The organism is Modicisalibacter sp., from assembly GCF_055145905.1.
This window is the reverse complement of record NZ_JBSREH010000022.1, coordinates 40,414-60,879: the sequence shown is the minus strand read 5'-3', so window position 1 is coordinate 60,879 and position 20,466 is coordinate 40,414. Positions and strand designations below refer to the sequence as shown.

17 protein-coding genes and 7 tRNA genes are annotated in these 20,466 nt (G+C 65.1%); 6 read left to right on the top strand and 18 right to left on the bottom strand.

Going from position 1 to position 20,466, the window contains the following annotated elements:
* Nucleotides 1–119 precede the first annotated feature (119 nt).
* From ACTCB7_RS07680 to ACTCB7_RS07620, 13 genes are all read right to left on the bottom strand, one after another.
* Complete coding sequence (locus tag ACTCB7_RS07680; RefSeq protein ID WP_162500852.1) at nt 120–278, bottom strand: S24/S26 family peptidase; 159 nt, start codon at nt 276–278, stop codon at nt 120–122.
* 341 nt (nt 279–619) lie between these two features.
* Nucleotides 620–707, bottom strand: a tRNA-Ser gene (locus ACTCB7_RS07675).
* A gap of 92 nt (nt 708–799) precedes the next feature.
* Nucleotides 800–1,306, bottom strand: a complete 507-nt coding sequence (locus tag ACTCB7_RS07670) for a YiiD C-terminal domain-containing protein (RefSeq protein ID WP_463006196.1) — start codon at nt 1,304–1,306, stop codon at nt 800–802.
* 4 nt (nt 1,307–1,310) lie between these two features.
* On the bottom strand, nt 1,311–1,871 hold the full coding sequence (locus tag ACTCB7_RS07665) for a nitroreductase family protein (RefSeq protein WP_463006195.1): 561 nt from the start codon (nt 1,869–1,871) through the stop codon (nt 1,311–1,313).
* Nucleotides 1,872–1,923: 52 nt separating this feature from the next.
* Nucleotides 1,924–2,754 (bottom strand): NADPH-dependent 7-cyano-7-deazaguanine reductase QueF, encoded by an 831-nt coding sequence (gene queF / locus ACTCB7_RS07660; RefSeq protein WP_463006194.1) that lies wholly within the window; start codon nt 2,752–2,754, stop codon nt 1,924–1,926.
* A gap of 1 nt (nt 2,755) precedes the next feature.
* Nucleotides 2,756–3,529 carry an ABC transporter permease gene (locus tag ACTCB7_RS07655; protein ID WP_463006193.1) on the bottom strand — a complete coding sequence of 258 codons (774 nt, stop codon included), beginning with the start codon at nt 3,527–3,529 and terminating at the stop codon, nt 2,756–2,758.
* Nucleotides 3,526–4,494 (bottom strand): ABC transporter ATP-binding protein, encoded by a 969-nt coding sequence (locus tag ACTCB7_RS07650; protein ID WP_463006192.1) that lies wholly within the window; start codon nt 4,492–4,494, stop codon nt 3,526–3,528. The genes ACTCB7_RS07655 and ACTCB7_RS07650 overlap by 4 nt, the downstream gene beginning before the upstream one ends.
* Nucleotides 4,495–4,869: 375 nt before the next feature.
* Nucleotides 4,870–4,944, bottom strand: a tRNA-Gly gene (locus tag ACTCB7_RS07645).
* Nucleotides 4,945–4,969: 25 nt separating this feature from the next.
* Nucleotides 4,970–5,045 (bottom strand) — tRNA-Glu (locus tag ACTCB7_RS07640).
* 99 nt (nt 5,046–5,144) lie between these two features.
* A tRNA-Gly gene (locus ACTCB7_RS07635) sits at nt 5,145–5,219 on the bottom strand.
* A 28-nt stretch (nt 5,220–5,247) separates the two neighbouring features.
* Nucleotides 5,248–5,323, bottom strand: a tRNA-Glu gene (locus ACTCB7_RS07630).
* A gap of 83 nt (nt 5,324–5,406) precedes the next feature.
* Nucleotides 5,407–5,481: transfer RNA gene (locus ACTCB7_RS07625), tRNA-Gly, on the bottom strand.
* Between the two features lie 29 nt (nt 5,482–5,510).
* Nucleotides 5,511–5,586 (bottom strand) — tRNA-Glu (locus tag ACTCB7_RS07620).
* Between the two features lie 212 nt (nt 5,587–5,798).
* On the opposite strand from ACTCB7_RS07620, the gene msrB reads away from it, so the two are divergent.
* From msrB to htpX, 4 genes are all read left to right on the top strand, one after another.
* Nucleotides 5,799–6,200 (top strand): peptide-methionine (R)-S-oxide reductase MsrB, encoded by a 402-nt coding sequence (gene msrB / locus ACTCB7_RS07615; protein ID WP_463006191.1) that lies wholly within the window; start codon nt 5,799–5,801, stop codon nt 6,198–6,200.
* Between the two features lie 79 nt (nt 6,201–6,279).
* Nucleotides 6,280–7,215: a ribosome biogenesis GTPase YlqF gene (gene ylqF, locus ACTCB7_RS07610; RefSeq protein WP_463006190.1), complete on the top strand. Its 936-nt coding sequence runs from the start codon at nt 6,280–6,282 to the stop codon at nt 7,213–7,215.
* Nucleotides 7,216–7,340: 125 nt separating this feature from the next.
* Nucleotides 7,341–8,576 (top strand): pyridoxal phosphate-dependent aminotransferase, encoded by a 1,236-nt coding sequence (locus tag ACTCB7_RS07605; protein ID WP_463006189.1) that lies wholly within the window; start codon nt 7,341–7,343, stop codon nt 8,574–8,576.
* 141 nt (nt 8,577–8,717) lie between these two features.
* Nucleotides 8,718–9,617, top strand: a complete 900-nt coding sequence (htpX, locus tag ACTCB7_RS07600) for a protease HtpX (RefSeq protein ID WP_463006188.1) — start codon at nt 8,718–8,720, stop codon at nt 9,615–9,617.
* A gap of 76 nt (nt 9,618–9,693) precedes the next feature.
* On the opposite strand, the gene pdxB is transcribed toward htpX, so the two are convergent.
* Complete coding sequence (gene pdxB / locus ACTCB7_RS07595) at nt 9,694–10,845, bottom strand: 4-phosphoerythronate dehydrogenase PdxB (RefSeq protein WP_463006187.1); 1,152 nt, start codon at nt 10,843–10,845, stop codon at nt 9,694–9,696.
* A gap of 114 nt (nt 10,846–10,959) precedes the next feature.
* Between pdxB and ACTCB7_RS07590 the strand changes: the two genes are divergently transcribed.
* Nucleotides 10,960–11,235: a hypothetical protein gene (locus tag ACTCB7_RS07590; protein ID WP_463006186.1), complete on the top strand. Its 276-nt coding sequence runs from the start codon at nt 10,960–10,962 to the stop codon at nt 11,233–11,235.
* 54 nt (nt 11,236–11,289) lie between these two features.
* On the opposite strand, the gene rlmKL is transcribed toward ACTCB7_RS07590, so the two are convergent.
* On the bottom strand, nt 11,290–13,473 hold the full coding sequence (gene rlmKL, locus ACTCB7_RS07585) for a bifunctional 23S rRNA (guanine(2069)-N(7))-methyltransferase RlmK/23S rRNA (guanine(2445)-N(2))-methyltransferase RlmL (RefSeq protein WP_463006185.1): 2,184 nt from the start codon (nt 13,471–13,473) through the stop codon (nt 11,290–11,292).
* 220 nt (nt 13,474–13,693) lie between these two features.
* On the opposite strand from rlmKL, the gene rmf reads away from it, so the two are divergent.
* Nucleotides 13,694–13,903 carry a ribosome modulation factor gene (gene rmf, locus ACTCB7_RS07580; RefSeq protein ID WP_463006184.1) on the top strand — a complete coding sequence of 70 codons (210 nt, stop codon included), beginning with the start codon at nt 13,694–13,696 and terminating at the stop codon, nt 13,901–13,903.
* A gap of 61 nt (nt 13,904–13,964) precedes the next feature.
* Here the strand turns inward: rmf and ACTCB7_RS07575 are convergent, their stop codons facing one another.
* From ACTCB7_RS07575 to ACTCB7_RS07565, 3 genes are all read right to left on the bottom strand, one after another.
* On the bottom strand, nt 13,965–15,002 hold the full coding sequence (locus ACTCB7_RS07575) for a quinone-dependent dihydroorotate dehydrogenase (RefSeq protein WP_463006183.1): 1,038 nt from the start codon (nt 15,000–15,002) through the stop codon (nt 13,965–13,967).
* 113 nt (nt 15,003–15,115) lie between these two features.
* On the bottom strand, nt 15,116–15,400 hold the full coding sequence (locus ACTCB7_RS07570) for an encapsulin-associated ferritin-like protein (RefSeq protein WP_463006182.1): 285 nt from the start codon (nt 15,398–15,400) through the stop codon (nt 15,116–15,118).
* Between the two features lie 106 nt (nt 15,401–15,506).
* On the bottom strand, nt 15,507–20,354 hold the full coding sequence (locus ACTCB7_RS07565; protein WP_463006181.1) for an NAD-glutamate dehydrogenase: 4,848 nt from the start codon (nt 20,352–20,354) through the stop codon (nt 15,507–15,509).
* Between the last annotated feature and the right edge of the window lie 112 nt (nt 20,355–20,466).

Sequence of the window (20,466 nt, the reverse complement as noted above, 5' to 3'; positions counted from 1 at the left end):
GGCAGAGATGCATTCGGCGGTTGAGACGGAATCGGAGGTCAAAAAATGCTCGCTGACGGCGATAGGGAAAGTGTCGACGCCGGCATCACGGATTCAGGTTTATTTCTCCAATCCGAATCTCACACCGCCCCAGGATCTCCACGTCCTTCATACCCTGCGGCTTGATCATAGCGCGGGTTGTCGCTGATCAGCAGCCAGGCGACGCTGGCGACGCGCTGCACGCGCTTGATGCAGCGCTCGCCGTGCACGAGCAGTGGGAATACGCAGTTCCCGGCCATCCTGACGCTCTAGGGGATTGCCTTCCTGCATCGTGGATGCATATGAAGAAAAATCTGACATCGCCACTTCCCGGGCCTAGTCGTTCTCATAACACTTAGGTCGACACTACCTGAGAGAGGTACGGCCTGTCATGCCTGAACTAGGAGGCGACCGACCAAGGTGGGTGGTAGCAACATCGAGAAAATGGAAGGCGTGAGGGGGACAGCAGAAGGACACACTGTCCAACAGCGTCCTGGGAAGGCCAGTGAAAGCCAGACACAAAGTATGGGCTGAAGTATGGGCTGAGAGGGTATAGAAAAAGAAAAAGCCGCTGAAATCAGCGGCTTCTCTATATTCTGTGTGGCGGAGGGGGAGGGATTCGAACCCTCGAAGCCTTTCGACTTACACACTTTCCAGGCGTGCTCCTTCGACCACTCGGACACCCCTCCGCAAATTGTCGTCCTGCGCTTCGCTTGGCTTCGGCGTCAGAACGGCGCATATAGTAACGAGCTAACCCCGCGATTGCAAGCGGTTTTCCGGATCAATTCCGCAGCGGCAGTACAGCGTAGTCCCCCTGCGCCTCCAGGCAGCAGGTATCGCCGACACTCAGCCGCTGCACGAGGGACAGTCGCCCCTTGCCGCGCTCGGCCAGACGGGCCTGGAGGGCCTCCACGGCGTCCGGCGTGGCGGGACAGCACTCGAGCCGGTAGTCGCCGGTCACCGGCGCCAGGTAGCGCTGCTCCGCCCTGGCGACGACCACATCCTGCGCCCGGCCGTGGCCCCGCAGCCAGAGGGTCGTCCAGCACCAGCCGATTAGCGTGGTCTGTGCCGCCAGCGAGCCGCCGAAGCCACTGCCCTTGTCGTTGAGGTTGGGGGCGAGGGACAGGTGCCAGACCAGGGTGTCCCCCTGCCACGCCATCCGCTCGAGCCCCAGATGGGCCACCAGCGGAATGGCCTGCTGCAGCCAGTCCTGGAACACCGCGAGGTCTTCTCCCTGCGCCGCATCGGGCAGGGGCAATCGGGGATAGGGTTGACCGATCTCGCGCATGTGATCAGTCCCAGCGCTCGACAAAGTCCTCGGGGTTGCGACGGGGCGGCGTCGGCAGACGCCCACCGGGCTGCCCCAGATAGAGAAAGCCGACCAGTTCGTCATGCTCGCCCAGTCCCAGGCCGCGCCGCACGGTCCTGTCGAAGGCGAAGCTGCCGGTACGCCACATGGCACCGAGCCCCATCGCCTGGGCGGCGAGCAGGATGGCGTGGGCGGCACAGCCGGCGGAGAGGACTTGCTCCACCGGCGGCACCTTGGGCTGATCGGGGGTCACCCGGGCGATCACGGCGATGATCAGCGGGGCACGCTTGGGCTTCTTGCGCACCGCATCAAGCGTGGCATCGTCGATATGCGGGTTGGCCTGGTATTCCGCCTCGGCGAACAGCTCGCCCAGACGATCGATGCCCGCGCCGCTGAATTCGATGAAGCGCCAGGGAGTCAGCCCCTTGTGATCCGGCGCACGCAGGGCCGCCCGGTAAAGGCCATCGAGCTGTTCCCGGCTCGGCGCGGGGCCGGCCAGCTTGCCCATCGAGCTACGTTGGTGAAGCAGCGTGAGTGCATCCATGGCGCAACCTCTCTACAAACAAGAATATTTCTCGTCAATGTACCCCATTCGCTCACTGTCGTGCCAGCCGCAGCGGCTGCGGCGGCCGCTCACCCGGGGTCGCTCGCCAGGGGCTGATATCCAGGCCACCGCGGCGTACGTAACGCGCCATCACCAGCAGGCGTTCGGGCCGCGCCCGCGTCATGAGGTCGGTGAAGATATGCTCGACACAGTGCTCGTGGAAATCCTGATGCTGGCGGAAGCCGATCAGGTAACGCAGCAGGCCTTCGCGGTCGATGCGCGGCCCGCGATAGCGAATCAGCACGCTGCCCCAGTCGGGCTGGCCGGTCACCGGGCAATTGGACTTGAGCAGATGCGAGTGCAGGGTCTCCTCGACGACGTCAGCCCCGACCTGCAGGACACCAGCATTGGGCGTGTAGTCGTCGACGGCGATATCGAGCCCGTCGATGCACTCGCCGGGCAATGTGCGGGGCATCAGTTCGGGGGCGTCCACGCCCAGCAGATCGACCCCTACCGGCTTGCCCGCCGCTTCGCCGAGGTCGCGCTCCAGCGTCTCGACGACTTGCTCGCGGCTGTCGAAACGGGTCTGGTTGAAGCTGTTGAGATAGAGCTTCCAGGACTTGGACTCGATCAGGTTCGGCGAGTCCGCCGGCAGGCGAAAGCGCGCCACGGCCACGCAGGGCTTGCCCCGGGCGTTGAGCCAGGACAGCTCGAAGGCGTGCCACTCATCCTCGCCGACGAACGGCAGAGCGCCCTCCCCGATCCCCAGCGGCGCGCGATTGGCGGCACGCGGAATCGGGTAGAGCAACACCGGGTCGTAGCGCTCAGGATAATCGGACTCACGCCCCAGCGGGGCATCCTTCAAGGTATCGGGACGGTTCATGTCAACTCCGAATGCCCTTGCCGCGTTCCAGCATCCACAGCGCCACGGCAAAGAAGGCCATGATGAACAGCGCCACGGCGACCAGTGCTCCGCCGACCGGAATGTCGGAGACACCGAGGATGCCGTAGCGGAAGGCATTCACCATGTAGAGGATCGGGTTGATCATCGACACGCCCTGCCAGAAGTCGGGCAGCATGTCGATCGAGTAGAAGACCCCGCCCAGATAGGTCAGCGGTGTCAGCACGAAGATCGGCACGATCGAGATATCGTCGAACTTGTTGGCCAGCAGCGCATTGATGAAGCCGCCGATGGAAAACAGCGCGGCGGTCATGGTCACCACACCGACCGTTACCAGCGGATGGTGAATGGTCAGATCGGTGAAGAACAGCGACACCAGGGTCACGATCAGGCCGACACCCAGCCCGCGCGTCATGCCTCCCAGCACGAAACCACCGAGGATCACCCAGCTGGGCATCGGCGAGACCATCATCTCCTCGACGCTGCGCTGAAACTTGTTGGAGAAGAACGATGAGGCCACGTTGGAGTAACTGTTGGTGATCACCGACATCATGATCAGCCCCGGCACGATGTAGGCCATGTAACTGAAACCGTCCATCTCGCCGACCCGCGAGCCGATCAGGTTGCCGAAGATGATGAAGTACATGGTCATGGTGATCGACGGCGGCAGCAGGGTCTGCGGCCAGATGCGGGTGAAACGCCGCACCTCCTTGACCACCAGCGTCCACAGGGCAATCAGGATCTGACGCGGATTCATGATTGGGCCTCCTTGTTGCCGGCCTCGGCCTGACGGACACGTGCGTTGTCACCCTCCACCATCGACACGAACAGTTCCTCGAGACGATTGGCGCGGTTGCGCATCGACACCACGCTCACGCCCTGCTCGGAGAGTTGGCGAAAAGCATCATTGAGCTGCTGCCCCTTGCGCAGCGACAGCGCCAGCTGCGCACGCTCGACCTGTTCCACCTCGAAACCTTCGATCCGCGGTGCGCGATCCACCGGCTCGGCGAGGTCGAGCAGGAAGGTCTCGGTGTCCAGCTCGGTCAACAGCTCGCGCACCGTGGTGTTCTTGACGATTTCGCCATGATTGATGATGGCGATGTTGCGACACAGGCTCTCGGCTTCCTCGAGATAGTGGGTGGTGAGGATGATGGTGGTTCCCTCTTCCCGGTTGATGCGCCGCATGTAGTCCCACATGCTGCGCCGCAGCTCGATATCCACCCCGGCGGTGGGCTCGTCGAGAATCAGCAGACGCGGACGATGGATCAAGGCCCGGGCGATCATCAAGCGTCGCTTCATGCCGCCGGAGAGCATGCGGGCCGGGCCGTTGCGCTTGTCCCACAGGCCCAGGTCCTTGAGCAGCTGCGCGCAGCGCGGCCGGGCTTCGCGCAGCGCCATGCCGTAGTAGCCGGCCTGCGCCAGCACGATGTCCTCGACCTTCTCGAACTGCGAGAAGTTGAACTCCTGCGGTACCACGCCGAGATGGTATTTCGCCTTGGCGAAATCCCGGTCGATATCGATACCATAGATGGACACCTTGCCCGCCGTCTTCTGGACCAGCGAACAGACGATTCCCAGCGTGGTCGACTTGCCTGCGCCATTAGGGCCCAGCAGGGCGAAGAAATCCCCCTCGGGAACATCCAGGTCGATCCCCTTCAGGGCCTGGAAGCCGTTGCCGTAGACCTTGGTCAGGCCACGGATGGACAATGCCGGTGTTGTCATCAAACACCCCTGTTTCGGACGATCAACGAACACGCCGCGCCACGGGCGTGACAAAGAACTACTGAGATGCGGCCGTTGCGGGAAAAATCAATAGCCGACGAAATATCATGGGGAGCACGCGGCACTCCCGACGACTGAAGACAAGCCGGGAAAACGGGCCGCTCGAGACAACATGCTCCGAAACACAGCACGCATCATACTGGCCACGCTCCGATGACGTCATCGCCGAATGTCGCCTGGAAGCGCACGCGCATCCTGTGCAAGAAATCGAGCTTCGAGAAAGAAAGGATAAAATACTGGAGGGGGGACACGAGATTCGACCGGGCTGGCGTTCCAGCTCGAGACCCTCGTGGAATATTTCAAAGAATCAATTCCTGGAGCGGGAAACGAGATTCGAACTCGCGACCCTCGCCTTGGCAAGGCGATGCTCTACCACTGAGCTATTCCCGCTTTTCAAGGAAGGCAAGGATGCAAGTGGCGTCCCATAGGGGGTTCGAACCCCTGTTACCGCCGTGAAAGGGCGGTGTCCTGGACCACTAGACGAATGGGACGCAATTCTGGAGCGAGAAACGAGATTCGATCGGGCGGCGTTCCGCCGGGCCGACGCTTCGGCTCGCGACCTTCGTCACATTTTCTGCTACCCCAAAAACTGGAGCGGGAAACGAGATTCGAACTCGCGACCCTCGCCTTGGCAAGGCGATGCTCTACCACTGAGCTATTCCCGCAGCCTGCAACCTCTGACAAGACCGGAAGTGGCGTCCCATAGGGGGTTCGAACCCCTGTTACCGCCGTGAAAGGGCGGTGTCCTGGACCACTAGACGAATGGGACGCAATTCTGGAGCGGGAAACGAGATTGGATCGGACCGGCGTTCCGGCTCGCGACCCTCACCTGTCATTCCTGCAAACCAGACTTGGAGCGGGAAACGAGATTCGAACTCGCGACCCTCGCCTTGGCAAGGCGATGCTCTACCACTGAGCTATTCCCGCAATTTCCAGCCTGTCACCCGATGAGGAAGTGGCGTCCCATAGGGGGTTCGAACCCCTGTTACCGCCGTGAAAGGGCGGTGTCCTGGACCACTAGACGAATGGGACGCAGTGCCTTGCCTCGTCGAGGTGGCGCGTATAGTAAATAGGCCACCTGCCGCTGTCAACTCTCCGCTGACTCCTGTCGCTCCCCTGGCGCCACGGGCGGGTGGCAGCGTCTATCCTGCAGGTACAGGAACACGGGATTCACCGGGTTGGCCCGAGCCGCCATTTCGTAGTCTCATGGCGCAGTAACGCCCCACCGCAAGAGGAGCATGCCGATGCGCAACAAGCTGCAGAAAAGCGATGCCGAATGGCGCGACCAGCTGACGCCCGAGCAGTACCGGGTCGCCCGCGAGAAGGGCACCGAGCCGCCGTTCAGCGGCGACTACCGGGTCAGCGACGAGCAGGGCATCTATCACTGCGTGTGCTGCGGCGCCGCCCTGTTCGAGAACGAGCACAAGTTCGACGCCGGCTGCGGATGGCCGAGCTTCGATCGCCCGCTGGGCAAGGGCTCGGTCGAGGAGCATTTCGACGACTCCCACGGCATGCGCCGCACGGAAGTGGTCTGCGCGCACTGCGATGCCCATCTGGGCCACGTCTTCCCCGACGGCCCGCCGGAAACCACCGGGCTGCGTTACTGCATCAACTCGGTGGCGCTGACCTTCCATTCCGGCGAATGAACCACAGGAAGCCACCGCACCGGGCGCCGATCTGCTAAGATTGGCGCCCGTTTTCTGTGCACACCTTCCAGGGGGAACGATGCTCGGCTGGTATCCGGGACACATGAACAAGGCGCGGCGCCAGATCAAGGAGGCCCTGCCGGAGATCGACGTGGTGATCGAGGTTCTGGATGCGCGGCTGCCCTACTCCAGCGCCAACCCCATGCTGGCCGACCTCACCGAACACAAGCCGGTGTTGAAGATCCTCTCGCGCGCCGACCTGGCCGACCCCGAGCGCACCCGCGAATGGGTCGCCCACTTCGACGCTCAGGCCGACACCCGCGCACTGGCGGTAACCACCACCCTGGCCCGCGAGCTCAAGCGCATTCCCGCCCTTTGCCACGAGCTGGCCGGTCAGGTGCGTGCCGATCGTGACGTGCGGGTCATGGTCATGGGCATCCCCAACGTCGGCAAGTCGACGTTGATCAACGGGCTGGCCGGCCGCAAGCTCGCCAAGACCGGCAACGAACCCGCGGTGACCAAGCGCCAGCAGAAGATCCGCATCGACGGACGCATCGCGCTGACCGACACGCCGGGGGTGCTGTGGCCGAAGATCGAGGATCAGGCCAGCGCCTATCGGCTCGCCGCCAGCGGCGCGATTCGTGACACGGCGATCGAGTATACCGACGTGGCCATCATTGCCGCGGCGGAACTCGCCCGACGCTACCCGGAGGCCCTCTCCCGGCGCTTCAAGCTGACGACCCTGCCCGCCTACACGCCGGCCGAGGGCGCCGACACGGTCGAGGCCGACGGCGACCAGCAGCCCGACCTGCTGGCCCGCGCCGGCTTCGACGGCCAGGCCATCGTCGCCGAGATCGCCCGCAAGCGTGGCGGCCTGCGCCCCGGCGGCGAGGTCGACCTGCACCGCGGCGCCGAAGTGCTTCTTCACGAATTGCGCCACGGCAAGCTGGGCCGGCTGACCCTGGAAACCCCGGACGATATTCCGCCGCCGATCGAGGCCGTTGACGAGGCCTGAACCGCTCTCCCCGGCCATTTGCACGTTCGCGACGCCGGGGTATGCTGTTCGACGCCGCCCGCCCCGGCGCAACCGCACCGGACCACGGCGCCCAAGACAGCAACGCCAAGGAATCATCGCGCCTCATGGACACCACGCCCCGCCCGATTCGCAAGTCCCACAAGCTCGACAACGTCTGCTACGACATCCGCGGCCCGGTTCTCGATCATGCCAAGCGACTCGAGGACGAAGGCCAGCGCATCCTCAAGCTCAACATCGGCAACCCCGCCCCGTTCGGCTTCGAGGCGCCCGAGGAAATCCTCCAGGACGTGATGCGCAACCTGCCCACCGCCCAGGGCTACTGCGACTCCAAGGGACTGTATTCGGCGCGCAAGGCGATCATGCAGGAGTGTCAGCGCAAGGGGATTCCCGGCGTCGGCGTCGAGGACATATTCATCGGCAACGGGGTCTCCGAGCTGATCGTGATGGCCATGCAGGCCCTGCTCAACGATGGCGACGAGGTGCTGATCCCCGCGCCCGACTACCCGCTGTGGACGGCGGCGGCCAATCTCTCGGGAGGCCGGCCGGTGCACTACCGCTGCGACGAGCAGGCCGACTGGGCGCCGGACCTGGCGGATATCCGCGACAAGGTCACCAGCCACACGCGGGCGATCGTGCTGATCAACCCCAACAACCCCACCGGGGCCGTCTACCCGCCCGAGGTGGTCAAGGAGCTGCTGGCGATCGCCCGGGCCCACGATCTGGTGATCTTCTCCGACGAGATCTACGACAAGATCCTCTACGACGACGTCGAGCATGTCTCCACCGGCGCGCTGGCCGGCGACGACCAGCTGGTGGTCACCATGAACGGCCTGTCGAAAAGCTACCGCTGCGCGGGCTTTCGCAGCGGCTGGATGATCCTGTCCGGCAAGGTGGGCAAGCAGCGCGCCGAGGACTTCATCCAGGGCCTGAACATGCTGGCCTCGATGCGCCTGTGCGCCAACGTGCCGGCCCAGCACGCCATCCAGACCGCACTCGGCGGCTACCAGTCGATCAACGACCTGGTGCTGCCCGGCGGGCGCCTGCGGGCCCAGCGCGACATCACCTACGAGAAGCTCAACGCCATTCCGGGCGTGTCCTGCACCAAGCCGAAGGGAGCGCTCTACGCCTTCCCGCGACTCGACCCCGCGGTGTTCAACATCCAGGACGACCAGCAGCTGGTGCTCGACCTGCTGCTGCAGGAGAAGATCCTGCTGGTCCAGGGCACCGCCTTCAACTGGCCGGAACCCGACCACGTGCGCATCGTTACCCTGCCCTGGGCCGACCAGCTCGACGACGCACTCGATCGCTTCGCCCGGTTCCTCGGCCGCTACCGGCAATGAGGCCGCGGCGCGCCCCGCGATCACGCTCGCCGCGTCGATAAATTTAACGCGCCGGGGCTTGAAACCCCGCCCCCCGGCGCGTATCTAAGAGCCAGACAACACACTGAATTTTCCGGCTTTCCGACGACCGAGGTCACACCCATGATGCGCATCCTGTTGTTCCTGGCGACCAACCTGGCCGTGGTGCTGGTCGCCAGTATCACCCTGCGGCTGCTGGGCGTGGAGCCCTACCTGCAGGCCAACGGGCTGAACATGAACAGCCTGCTGATCTTCAGCTTCATCTTCGGCATGGCCGGTTCGCTGGTCTCACTGTTCCTTTCCAAGCCGATGGCCAAGATGAGCACCGGCGCCCAGATCATCGACCAGCCCCGGGACGCCAACGAGAAGTGGCTGCTCGACACGGTCGCCGAACTGGCCCGGGATGCCGGCATCAAGATGCCCGACGTCGCCATCTTCCCGGCCCAGCAGTCCAACGCCTTCGCCACCGGCTGGAACAAGGACGATGCGCTGGTCGCGGTCTCCAGCGGGCTGCTCAACCGCATGCGCCCGGAAGAGGTCCGCGCCGTGCTGGGTCACGAGATCGGCCACGTCGCCAACGGTGACATGGTCACGCTGGCGCTGATCCAGGGGGTGCTCAACACCTTCGTGATATTCTTCGCCCGCGTGGTCGCCCAGTTGATCGACAGCTTCCTGCGCCGCGACGACAACGAGGGGCTGGGCTTCTTCGGCTACATGGCGGTGGTGATCGTCGCCGAGATCGTCTTCGGGCTGGTGGCCTCGGTCATCGTCGCCTGGTTCTCGCGCTTCCGCGAGTACCGCGCCGACGCCGCCGGCGCCCGGCTGGCCGGCAGCGGCGCGATGATCAACGCCCTGGCGCGGCTCAAGGCGGAGACCCAGATGGCCGATCAGATGCCGGACAGCCTGACCGCCTTCGCCATCACCACCGGCCAGACCCGCAAGCTGATGGAGCGGCTGTTCGCCAGTCACCCGCCGCTGGATGACCGCATCCGTGCCCTCAAGGAATCCGCCTACCGCCAGTAGGCACTGAACCATCGAGGATCGGGCCCGCCGCGTCGGCGGGCCTTTTTCGTGATCAGGCCGGCGCCGCCGGCGGACGTCACTTACCGGCCAGCTTGACCTTGAAGCCGAAACCGGCGATCGCCTCGCGCAGGTCGTTGTTGTTCTTCTTGAGATCGACCCGCAGGGTAGAGAACTCGCGACGGACCGGATATTCGGCCCGATAGCGGTCGAAGCCCTCCGCCATGCCGAGGCGACGGCGGTAGCGCTCGAAGCCCACCATGTCCCGACGCACGTCGTAGCAGGCACGCACGCACAGCGCCAGGGCCTCCAGCGGTGGCGCCCATTCGGTCAGCACCAGCTTGCGCAGCCAGGGGTCCGGCTTGAGCTGCCCCAGCTTGCAGCGCACCGGCAGCCCGTAATGATTCATCACGGCCTGGTAGACCAGCTCGGTCCCGCGCATCTTGCCGTCCAGGCTATGGCCGGCAATGTGCGGCGTGGCGATATCCACCAGCGGGTACAGCGCCTCGTCGATGCCCGGCTCGCCTTCCCAGACATCCAGCACGCAACGCAGGTCGCCGCCGGCCGCCAGCCGCTCGCGCAGGGCCGTATTGTCCAGACAGGCGCCCCGGCCGGCATTGAGCAGCACGCTGCCGGGACGCAGCGCCTGGATGCGCCGGGCGTCCATCAGATGCCGGGTGGGATGATCGCCGGTCTTGACCAGCGGAGTATGCAGGCAGACCACGTCGCAGCGCTCGATCAGGGTGTCGAGGTCGATGAAATCGTCGCGCCCTTCGTCGCGAGCGCGCGGCGGGTCACAGATCAGGTAGGGAACATCCATGCCATCCAGACGCTTGGCCAGGCGGCTACCGACGTTGCCGGCCCCGACGATGCCCACGGTGCGCGCATCGAGCGATTCGCCCGCTTCCTCGGCCAGCAGCAGCAGACTCGAGAGCACGTAGTCCACCACCGACTCGGCGTTGCAGCCGGGCGCACTGGCGAAGCCGATGCCGTTCTCCCGTAAATAGGCCTGATCCACATGATCGGTACCGATGGTGCAAGTGCCCACGAACTTCACCCGTGAGCCATCCAGCAGGCCGGCATCGACCCGGGTGATGGAGCGCACCAGGAGGATGTCGTGATCGCACACCGCCGCGGCATCGATCTGCCGCCCGGGGAGCCGCGTGATCTCGCCCAGCTCGCCGAAGAAGGCCTCGACGAGCGGAATGTTCTGGTCGGCGAGTATACGCATGGGGAAGACTCCTTGTTCGCATCCTCCGGGCGGCTACAATGGTGCCCCCGGGCCGCTCGCCATCTTAGGCCGCGCGGCCGAGCGCGACAAGCCGCCATCGACGCAGGAGCCAACGTGATCGTCCGCTGGGAAAGCCATCATGACTACGTGCTGGTGCATGTCCATCAGGACATGTTCGGCGACTGGATATTCAGCCGCGCCTGGGGCCAGATCGGCACCCAGTTCGGCGGCCTCAAGCACCAGCTGGCCGACAGCTACGATCAAGCCCTGATGTGGCTCGAGGACGTCGACCATATCCAGCGTTCGCGTGGCTTCCGCCAGGTACTCAAGACCAGCGCCGACAGCCCCGAGGGCCGCGACGCCGTGCGTCAACTCTCGCTGCTGGAGTGACCGGGCGCCCGGCCACCTCCGCCCCGGACGCCGCCCTTCCGGCCAGCGCCCAATTCAGTCCCCCGGCGTCGCCACATGGCCGATCAGGAAGCAATGGTGCAGGTCACCGCGGCGCTGGAAATCCGGATCGAAGGTATCCCGCGTGATCTCGGTGACGGCATAACGCGCGACGAGTGCTTCGTCGATTCGGAAGCGACGCTGGTTGTTCGAGAACACCAGCGTGCCTCCCGGCGCCAGCCGCGCCATGGCCAGATCCACCAGCCGCCCATGATCGCGCTGGATATCCAGCGTGCCCTCCATGCGCTTGGAGTTGGAGAAAGTCGGCGGATCTAGAAAGATCAGGTCGAACATCCCCTGCGCCGTCTCCAGCCAGTGCAGGCAGTCATCACGCACCACCCTATGACGCGCCGGATCGAGCCGGTTGAGCGCCAGATTGTCGCGCGCCCAGTCCAGGTAAGTATTGGACAGGTCCACGCTCAGAGTCTCGCTGGCGCCGCCGAGCGCGGCCTGCACCGTGGCCGCGCCGGTGTAGCAGAACAGGTTGAGGAAGCGCTGGCCCGCGGCCATCTCGCGCAGCCGACGGCGTACCGGCCGGTGATCGAGAAACAGCCCGGTGTCCAGGTAGTCGCGCAGGTTGACCCATAGCCGTGCCGGCCCCTCACTGACCTGGAAGCGCTCACCGCTGGTGTCGCGCTTCTCGTACTGGGCCTTGCCGCTCTGGCGGCTGCGCTGCTTGACGTACACTGCGTCAGCCGACACCTCGAGCACCTCGGGGATCACCGTCAGTGCCTCCATCAGCCGCCGGTTGGCCTGGGCGGCGTCCACCGAGCGCGGCGGCGCGTATTCCTGAACGTGAACCCGGTCGCCGTAGACATCCACCGCCAGGGCATATTCCGGCATGTCGGCATCGTAGAGCCGGTAGCAGGACTCGCCGCTGCGCTTGAGCCACTTGGCCAGGCGCTTGCGGTTCTTGGTCAGGCGATTGGCGAACATCGTCGCGCCTGCCGAGCGGGGCGGCGGCGCCGCTTCCTCGACGTGCTCGGGCACCGGTATCAGTAGCAGCTTGCAGTCCAGCGGCCCATTCTTGAAGGCGTACTGCTTCTCGGCACGCAGCCCGACGCGATGGCCCAGATCCGGGTTGCCGGTGAACAGTGCCAGCGTCCACCCCGGACACTGCTCGCGAACCCGCTCGCCCAGCCCGGCATACAGGGTGACCAATTCAGGCAGCTCGCCAAGGCGTTCGCCATAGGGCGAGTTGGTGAGCACCAGCCCCGGCCCCTCGGCCGCTGCCGGGCGCTGCCAGTGCCGGGCATCCGCTCCGCTGAGCTCGATGAGCGCCGGGATCCCGGCGCGCATGGCATTGGCCTTGGCGGCGGCCAGTGCGGGCGGGCTGCGGTCGCTGCCGAACAGCTTCGCGGTGACACGCCGGCGCCCCAGCCGGTCGCGCACCTCGGCCTCGCGCAGCAACTCCCGCCACAGCGCGGCGTCATGCCCGGCCCAGCGCTCGAAGCCGAAACGCGGCCGCCCCAACCCCGGCGCCCGATCGACGGCCATCATGGCCGCCTCAATCAGCAGTGTGCCGGCCCCGCACATCGGATCGACCAGCGACTCGCCACGGCGGGCGCGGGCCGGCCAGCCGGCACGAATCAGCAGTGCCGCGGCGAGGTTTTCCTTGAGTGGCGCATGCCCCGGATCCCGGCGGTAGCCGCGCTGGTGCAGGCTGCCGCCGGACAGGTCGATACCGGCCGTCAGGCGACCGCGATGCAGATGGGCATGAATGCGCAGATCCGGATCGCGATGCTCGACCCGGGGGCGCTCGCGCCCGGCCGCCTGCAGCGCATCGACGATGCCGTCCTTGACGGTCTGGGCACCGAAGCGGGTATGCCGGATCGCCCGGGACTGGCCCTGGAAATCCACCACCAGGGAAGCGCCGTCCGGCAGGTGCACCGCCCAGTCGACCTCGGTGACGCAGGCCCGCAGCGCCTCGGGGGTCTCGATATCGGTGGCCTGAACCAGCAGCAGCACGACCCGGTTGGCCAGCCGTGACCACAGGCAGGCGCGATAAAGCGTGGCCAGGTCGGCCGTGAAATGGACGCCGGCCACGGTCTGCCGGGTGACGGTGGCGCCCAGCCCGCTCAGCTCCTCCGCCAGCAGGGACTCGATGCCCCAGGGGCAGCTGGCAAAACCGGCATGCCCGGCAGCCCGGACGCCGGATGGCGTCGCTTGATCATTGCTCATGGGTGCAAAGGGTCCTTTCATTTCAATACGATAACATTTCAGTGACAAAACGCGGCTCGACAGGCTTGCCACTATTCAACTAGAAAGAAACTTAGTAGCTACTAAGACAACGCATGCGTTCTGTCCGCGGTCTCGAAAGCAGCGGCAGTGACGGCCCGGAGCCCACTGCCGACGTAATGACTCGCAATAATAATTCGGTTCTCATGATAGAGGTTACCCGATGAAACGACAGAAACGTGATCGCTTTCAGCGTGCCTATGTCCATGGCTACAAGGCCGGCCTCTCCGGGCGCTCCCGGGATGATTGCCCCAGCCAGGACATCAACCTACGGGAATACTGGATGAGCGGTTGGCGTGAGGGTCGAGGTGATCAATGGGCCGGCATGACGGGTGTCGCCGGCATTCACAAGAACCCGATGGTCATGCAATAGCGACCCGATACAGTCGGTTACCTGCCGAGGCCCGCAATCATGCTGCGGGCCTTTTTGTATTTCACGCACCCACCGGGGCCTGAGCGTCACGCAGGGCCCGGGCGCATTCGCCGATCAGTGCCGGCCCCTTATAGATGAAACCCGAATAGAGCTGAACCAGATCCGCGCCGGCCGCGCGCTTGTCCCGGGCGGCCACCCCGCTGTCGATGCCGCCGACCCCGATGATCGGCATTTCCGGCAGATGATGGCGCAGGGTCCTGACGACATGATCCGACGCTGCTCGCACCGGTGCGCCGGAAAGCCCGCCGGTCTCCTCGGCATGCGCCAGCCCCTGCACGGCCTCTCTCGCCAGCGTGGTGTTGGTCGCCACCACGGCGTCGATCCCGTTACGTTCCAGCGCCTCGGCCACCAGACCGATGGCGGTGTCGTCCATGTCCGGCGCGATCTTCACGGCCAGCGGCACCTGACGCCCGGCACGCTGGTCCTGTCGCGTGGCGGCTTCGCGCAGCGTGCCCAGCAGCGCATCGAGATGCTCGCCGAACTGCAGATCACGAAGCCCCGGCGTGTTGGGCGAGGAGATATTGACGGTCACGTAGTCCGCGTAGGGATGCACCCGCTCCAGGCAGATCAGGTAGTCGTCGACGGCACGCTCCACCGGCGTGGTGAGGTTCTTGCCGATGTTGATGCCGATCACGCCATCGTAACGGCTCTTGCGGACATTGGCGATCAGATGGTCGACACCGGCATTGTTGAAGCCCATGCGATTGATGATTGCCCCGGCCTTCGGCAAGCGGAACAGTCGCGGCCGCGGGTTGCCAGGCTGCGGTCGTGGCGTCACGGTGCCCACCTCGACGAAGCCGAAGCCCAGCGCCCCCAGGGCTTCGAGGTGATCGGCGTTCTTGTCGAGCCCCGCGGCCAGGCCGACCCGGTTGGGAAAGCGCAGCCCCATCAGGGTAACGGGATCCTCGACGCGCGACTCGGCCACGTGCAGCAACGTATCCAGATGGCAGCGATGCAGCGCATCGAGCGCCGTCAGGCTCACCCCGTGGGCGGTTTCCGGGTCGAGACGAAACAGGATCGGGCGGGTGAGCGCGTACATCGGACTCCTCGGCGGGCGGCATGAAAAGCGGCCGCGAGTATAGCGCAAATCCACCGGAGCGACGACGCGGGCGACGCCGTCGGCCGGTGTCGAACACCACCGGCCGGGCCCACTCAGTGCGCGATGTCGCCCTCGGTGAACAGGAATTCCCGCAGGTGGGCATCGAGCGTCTTGTCACGCCGCCGCAGCCACTCGAGCGTCATGACGGCATGCTCCTTCTCCTCGTCGCGATTGTGCGCCAGGATCGCCTTCAGCGACGCATCCTGGCAGGCGTCGATGCGCTGGTTGTACCAGTCGACGGCCTCCAGCTCCTCCATGAGCGAGACGATGGCGCGATGATAGTCGCGTGTCTCGCCGCTCAGTTCTTCCACCGGCTCGTGATATCCCTCGCTGGCCATGCTTGCCTCCTGACATCGGTTGGAATGAGGGGACCGTCGAGCGGCCCCATACATGACGAAACCCCGTCGAGCGGGGTTTCGTCAAGTCGGCGGGTTGACTCAGCCGTCAGCCTTCGCCACCACTGTCGGCCAGGTCGACCAGCTCGCGGATCGCCACGGCAAACAGCGGATAGCCACCCTGGTTGCCGCTGCGCACCTCGCTGATCAGGCGGCACCAGCGATCATGGAGGTCGGCATGACGCGTCAGCCACTGGTCGACGCGGGGCTCGATGTCGCGCGGCGCTTCCTCCATCTTGACCACGCTGACCGTCAGCGCCAGCTGCTGGCGATCGAGATCGTCACGGAAGGTCTCGCGGGCCTGCGCCTGCCAGCTGTCGCGCACGTCGAGCGCGTCGATCTGCTCGCTCATCCACGGCAGCTCCAGGCGATGACCGATCTCGTAGTAGAGTTCGGCGACCCGCTGGATCTTCTCGCCGGTCTGCTTGGCGGCCTCGATGATGCCCAGCCCCGCGTAGAGGTTGCCGGTCGCCGCCACGATACTGGCCAGCGCCTTGGGAACGCGCGCTTCGGTCAGTTCGTCGCGGCGGGCCTCCCAGGTCTCGCGCTCCTGGCCGCGCAGGCGCTTGCCGATGCTTTCCTGCAGCTGCGTGAGACGCGGCGCGAAGTGCTCGATGCTTTCGGTGACCGACAGCGAGCTGCGCTGCCGCAGGAACCAGCGGGTGGCACGCCGCATCAGGCGCATCAGATCGAGCATCATCTGATACTGCACGCGGCTGTCGACCCGATTGTCGAGTGCCTCGATCTGCTGCCACAGGCCGTCGAGATTGAAGCTGTCGCGGGCAATCACGTAGGCCCGGGCGATCTCGGCCCGGCTGGCACCGGTGGTGTCGATCAGCCGGCGCATGAAGACGATCCCCATGTGATCGACCAGGTCGTTGGCGATCTGCGTGGCGACGATCTCCCGCTTGAGGCGGTGGCGATACATCTCGGTGCCGAAACGCTCGACCAGCACCCGCGGGAAGGCACGCTCCAGGTGCGCCTGGATATAGGGGTCGTCGGGCACCTCGGAGGCGATCAGGTCGCCCTTGAGCGTACTCTTGGCGTACGAGATCAGCACCGAGAGCTCGGGCAGGGTCAATCCCTCGTTGTTGTTGGAGCGCTCGAGCAGGGTCTCGTCGTCGGGCAGGAACTCCAGCTCGCGGTCCAGCTGGCCGCCGGCCTCGAGTTCGTTGATGAAGCGCCGGTACGGCCCCAGGCCTTCGTGGGACAGCTGCTCGCTGAGCGACAGTGCCTGGGTCTGGCGATAATTGTCGCGCAGCACCAGGCCGGCCACCTCCTCGGTCATGTCGGCCAGCAGCTGGTTGCGCTGCTTGTCGGTCATGTCGCCGTTGGCCACGATGTCATCGAGCAGAATCTTGATGTTGACCTCGTGGTCGGAGCAGTTGACCCCGCCGGCGTTGTCGATGAAGTCGGTGTTGACCCTGACGCCGCGACGCGCCGCCTCCATGCGGCCGCGCTGGGTCAGCCCGAGGTTGCCGCCCTCGCCGACGACCCGGCAGCGCAGCTCGTCGCCGTCGATGCGCAGGGCGTCGTTGGCCTTGTCGCCCACATCGGCGTGAGTTTCCGCACTGGACTTGACGTAGGTGCCGATCCCGCCGTTCCAGATCAGGTCCACCTGGGCCCGCAGCATCGCCTGGATCAGTTCGTTGGGCGAGAGCTTGTCCGCCTCGATGCCGAAAGCCCGCTTCATCGCCTCGCTGATGGGAATCGACTTGGCACTGCGCTTGAAGACGCCGCCCCCTTCAGAAATCACCGAACTGTCATAGTCCTCCCAGCTCGAGCGCGGCTGCTCGAAGAGCCGCTTGCGCTCGGCGAACGAGGCCGCCGGGTCCGGATCGGGGTCGACGAAGATATGCAGGTGGTTGAAGGCGCCCAGCAGGCGGATCTTGTCGGACAGCAGCATGCCGTTACCGAACACGTCACCGGCCATGTCGCCGACACCGACCACCGAGAACGGATCCTTCTGGGTATCCAGTCCCATCTCGCGGAAGTGGCGCTTGACCGACTCCCAGGCCCCGCGGGCGGTGATCGCCATCTTCTTGTGGTCATAGCCGTGGGCACCGCCCGAGGCAAAGGCGTCGCCCAGCCAATGGCCGTATTCCAGCGAGATCTCGTTGGCGATATCGGAGAAGGTCGCCGTGCCCTTGTCGGCCGCCACCACCAGGTAGGGGTCGTCCTCGTCGTGGCGCACCACGTCCGTCGGCGGTACCACCTCGCCACCTTCGAGGTTGTCGGTCAGGTCCAGCAGGGCGCGAATGAAGATCTGATAGCAGGCAATGCCTTCCTTCTGCACGGCATCCCGATCGGCGTTCTCGGGCATGCGCTTGCAGACGAAGCCGCCCTTGGCGCCCACCGGCACGATGACCGCGTTCTTGACCTGCTGGGCCTTGACCAGGCCGAGGATCTCGGTGCGGAAGTCCTCGTGACGATCCGACCAGCGCAGGCCGCCGCGCGCCACCTTGCCGCCGCGCAGATGCACCCCCTCGACCCGCGGCGAGTAGACGAAGATCTCGTAGCGGGGGCGCGGCTTGGGCATCAGCGGCACCCGTGTGGGATCGAGCTTGAAGGAGATGTAGTCCTTGAAGCCGTCCTGGGCATCACGCTGGTAGTAGTTGGTCCGCAGGGTCGCCTGGATCAGCTCGATGTAGCGGCGCAGCAGCAGGTCGTCGTTGAGGCTGCCCACCTGATCGAGCAGCCCGTGGAGGCGCTCGATGCTCTTGTCGATGGTGGCGTCGAGGTCCTTGCTCTGCCGGCGCGGGGCGAAGCGCAGCGCGAACAGCTGCACCAGTTCCCGGGTGATGGCCGGGTAGCTGGCCAGGGTGGTGGCGATGTAGAGCTGCGACAGGCCGAAACGGATCTGCTTGAGATAACGCGCGTAGGCCCGCAGCAGGGCCACCTCGCGCCAGTTCAGCCCGGCCCCGATCACCAGGCGATTGAACGGGTCGTTTTCTGCCTCGCCGGTCCAGATCCGCCGCAGCGCGTCGATGAAGGTCTCCCGCATGTCCTGCAGGTTGACTACTTCGCGGCCGTTGTGCTCCAGGGTGAAGTCGTGAATCCAGTAGGCACGATCCTCGCAGTGCACGCCGTAGGGCCGCTCGCCCAGTACCCGCAGCCCCAGGTTCTCCATCACCGGCAGAACGTCGGAGAGCGGGATCGGCGCGTCGCCGTGGAACAGCTTGAGGTTGACGCCCTCCTCGTCTTCCTCGACCAGCCGATAGAGACTGACCGAGATCGGGGCACCCTCGTTGACCTCGCACAGGTGCTGAATGTCATAGACCGCCGTGCGCGCCGTGAAATCCTCGCGGTAGCTGCTGGGGAAGGCATCACGGTAGCGGTTCATCAGATGATTGGCACGCTCCTCGCCCACCCCTTCGACCAGGGCGTTATGGAGGTCGTCGCTCCAGCTGCGCGCCAGCTGCGCAATCTTGTGCTCGAGCTTGCGCAGGTCGTAGTCCACCGGCGCTTCGCCGTTGAAACGCAGGATGAACTGGATACGCGCCAGCACCGACTCCGACAGGTAGGTGTTGAAATCGCCGAAGCTGGCGTCGAGCTCCTCGCACAGCAGCTCCTGAATACGCACGCGCAGATCGGTGGAGAAGACATCGCGGGGCACGAACACCAGGCACGAATAGAAGCGCCCGAAGCGATCCTCGCGGATGAACAGCCGGACGCGGCGACGCTCGCGGATATTGAGGATGCCCAGTGCCGTGCGGGTCAGTTCGTCGGTGCCGATCTGGAAGAGGTCGTCACGCGGGTAGACCTCGAGAATCTGCAGCAGGTGCTTGCCGTTGTGGCCCTTGGGGTTGACCCCGGAGGCATCCATCACCGCCTGAACCTTGCGACGCAGCACGGGAATGTGGCGCGGCGAGTCATTGTAGACCACGGCGGCGTAGAGGCCGATGAAGCGCCGCTCGCCGATGACGTTGCCCGACTCGTCGTAACGATCGATGGAGATGTAGTCGGGATACGCCGGCCGGTGCACTCGCGAATGGTAGGCGCTCTTGGCGAACGACAGCAGTTCGGGAATCAGCACATAGTGATCGCCCTCGACCCCCTGATCGCTGCGGATTCGCTCGCGATAGCGCGGGTTGTCGAGCTTGAAGACCCCCAGTTCGCTGTTCTTGACCGGGCGCAGTTCATCCTTGGACTTGCCGGTGGACGCGATCTCGTACTCGTCGTAGCCCAGGAAGGTGAAGTTGTCGTCGAGCAGCCATTCCAGAAAGGCGATCGCCTCGCGATGATCGGCCGCATCGACCTGGCTCGGCCGCGTTGCCTTGAGTTCCTCCAGCGCGTCGTGGACCTTTCGGCACATCGGCTCGAAATCCTCGACGGCGGTGCGCACGTCGCCAAGCACGTCATGCAGGCTGGTTTCCAGCTCGGCAAGCACCTCGGGATCGGAGTGGCGGTCGATCTCGATGACCATGATCGACTCGCGCGACCCCGGCGCATCCTTGGCGCGGGTGCCGGTGATGCGCTTGAGATCGTGGTGCGAGTCACGCTCGACGGCCAGCACGGCATTGTGGATGGCGTGGACGGTAATGCCGCGCCGGTTGAGCTCGATGCGCACCGAATCGACCAGGAACGGCATGTCCTGATGCAGTACCTCGATCAGGGTGTGCGACGACTGCCAGCCGTGCTCCTCGAAATCGGGGTTGTAGACATGCACCTTGGGCGAGCGCGGATCGAAATGCTGAATGAAATGCCAGGTGGTCAGCGTGGCACCATAGGTATCGTCGAGGTGACGCTCCACCAGATCCTCCAGCGGGGCACTGGCGTAAAAGTCCTCGGCGAAGGCGGCCACCGCCTTGACCTTGTCCTGCGGCAGACGCTTGGCGAGCTGTTCGCGAAGCGCCGCCAGAAACTCCTGTTTGCCATCGATAGCGACGTGTTGCATCAATCACCTCGGCTGCATCCGGCCGTCCGCGACGGCCGGGGGGATGTTCATTGCGTGGGATTCACGCTGCCCATGAGAATACTCTAGCTCACTGGGCGTTCCCCATCGTCAT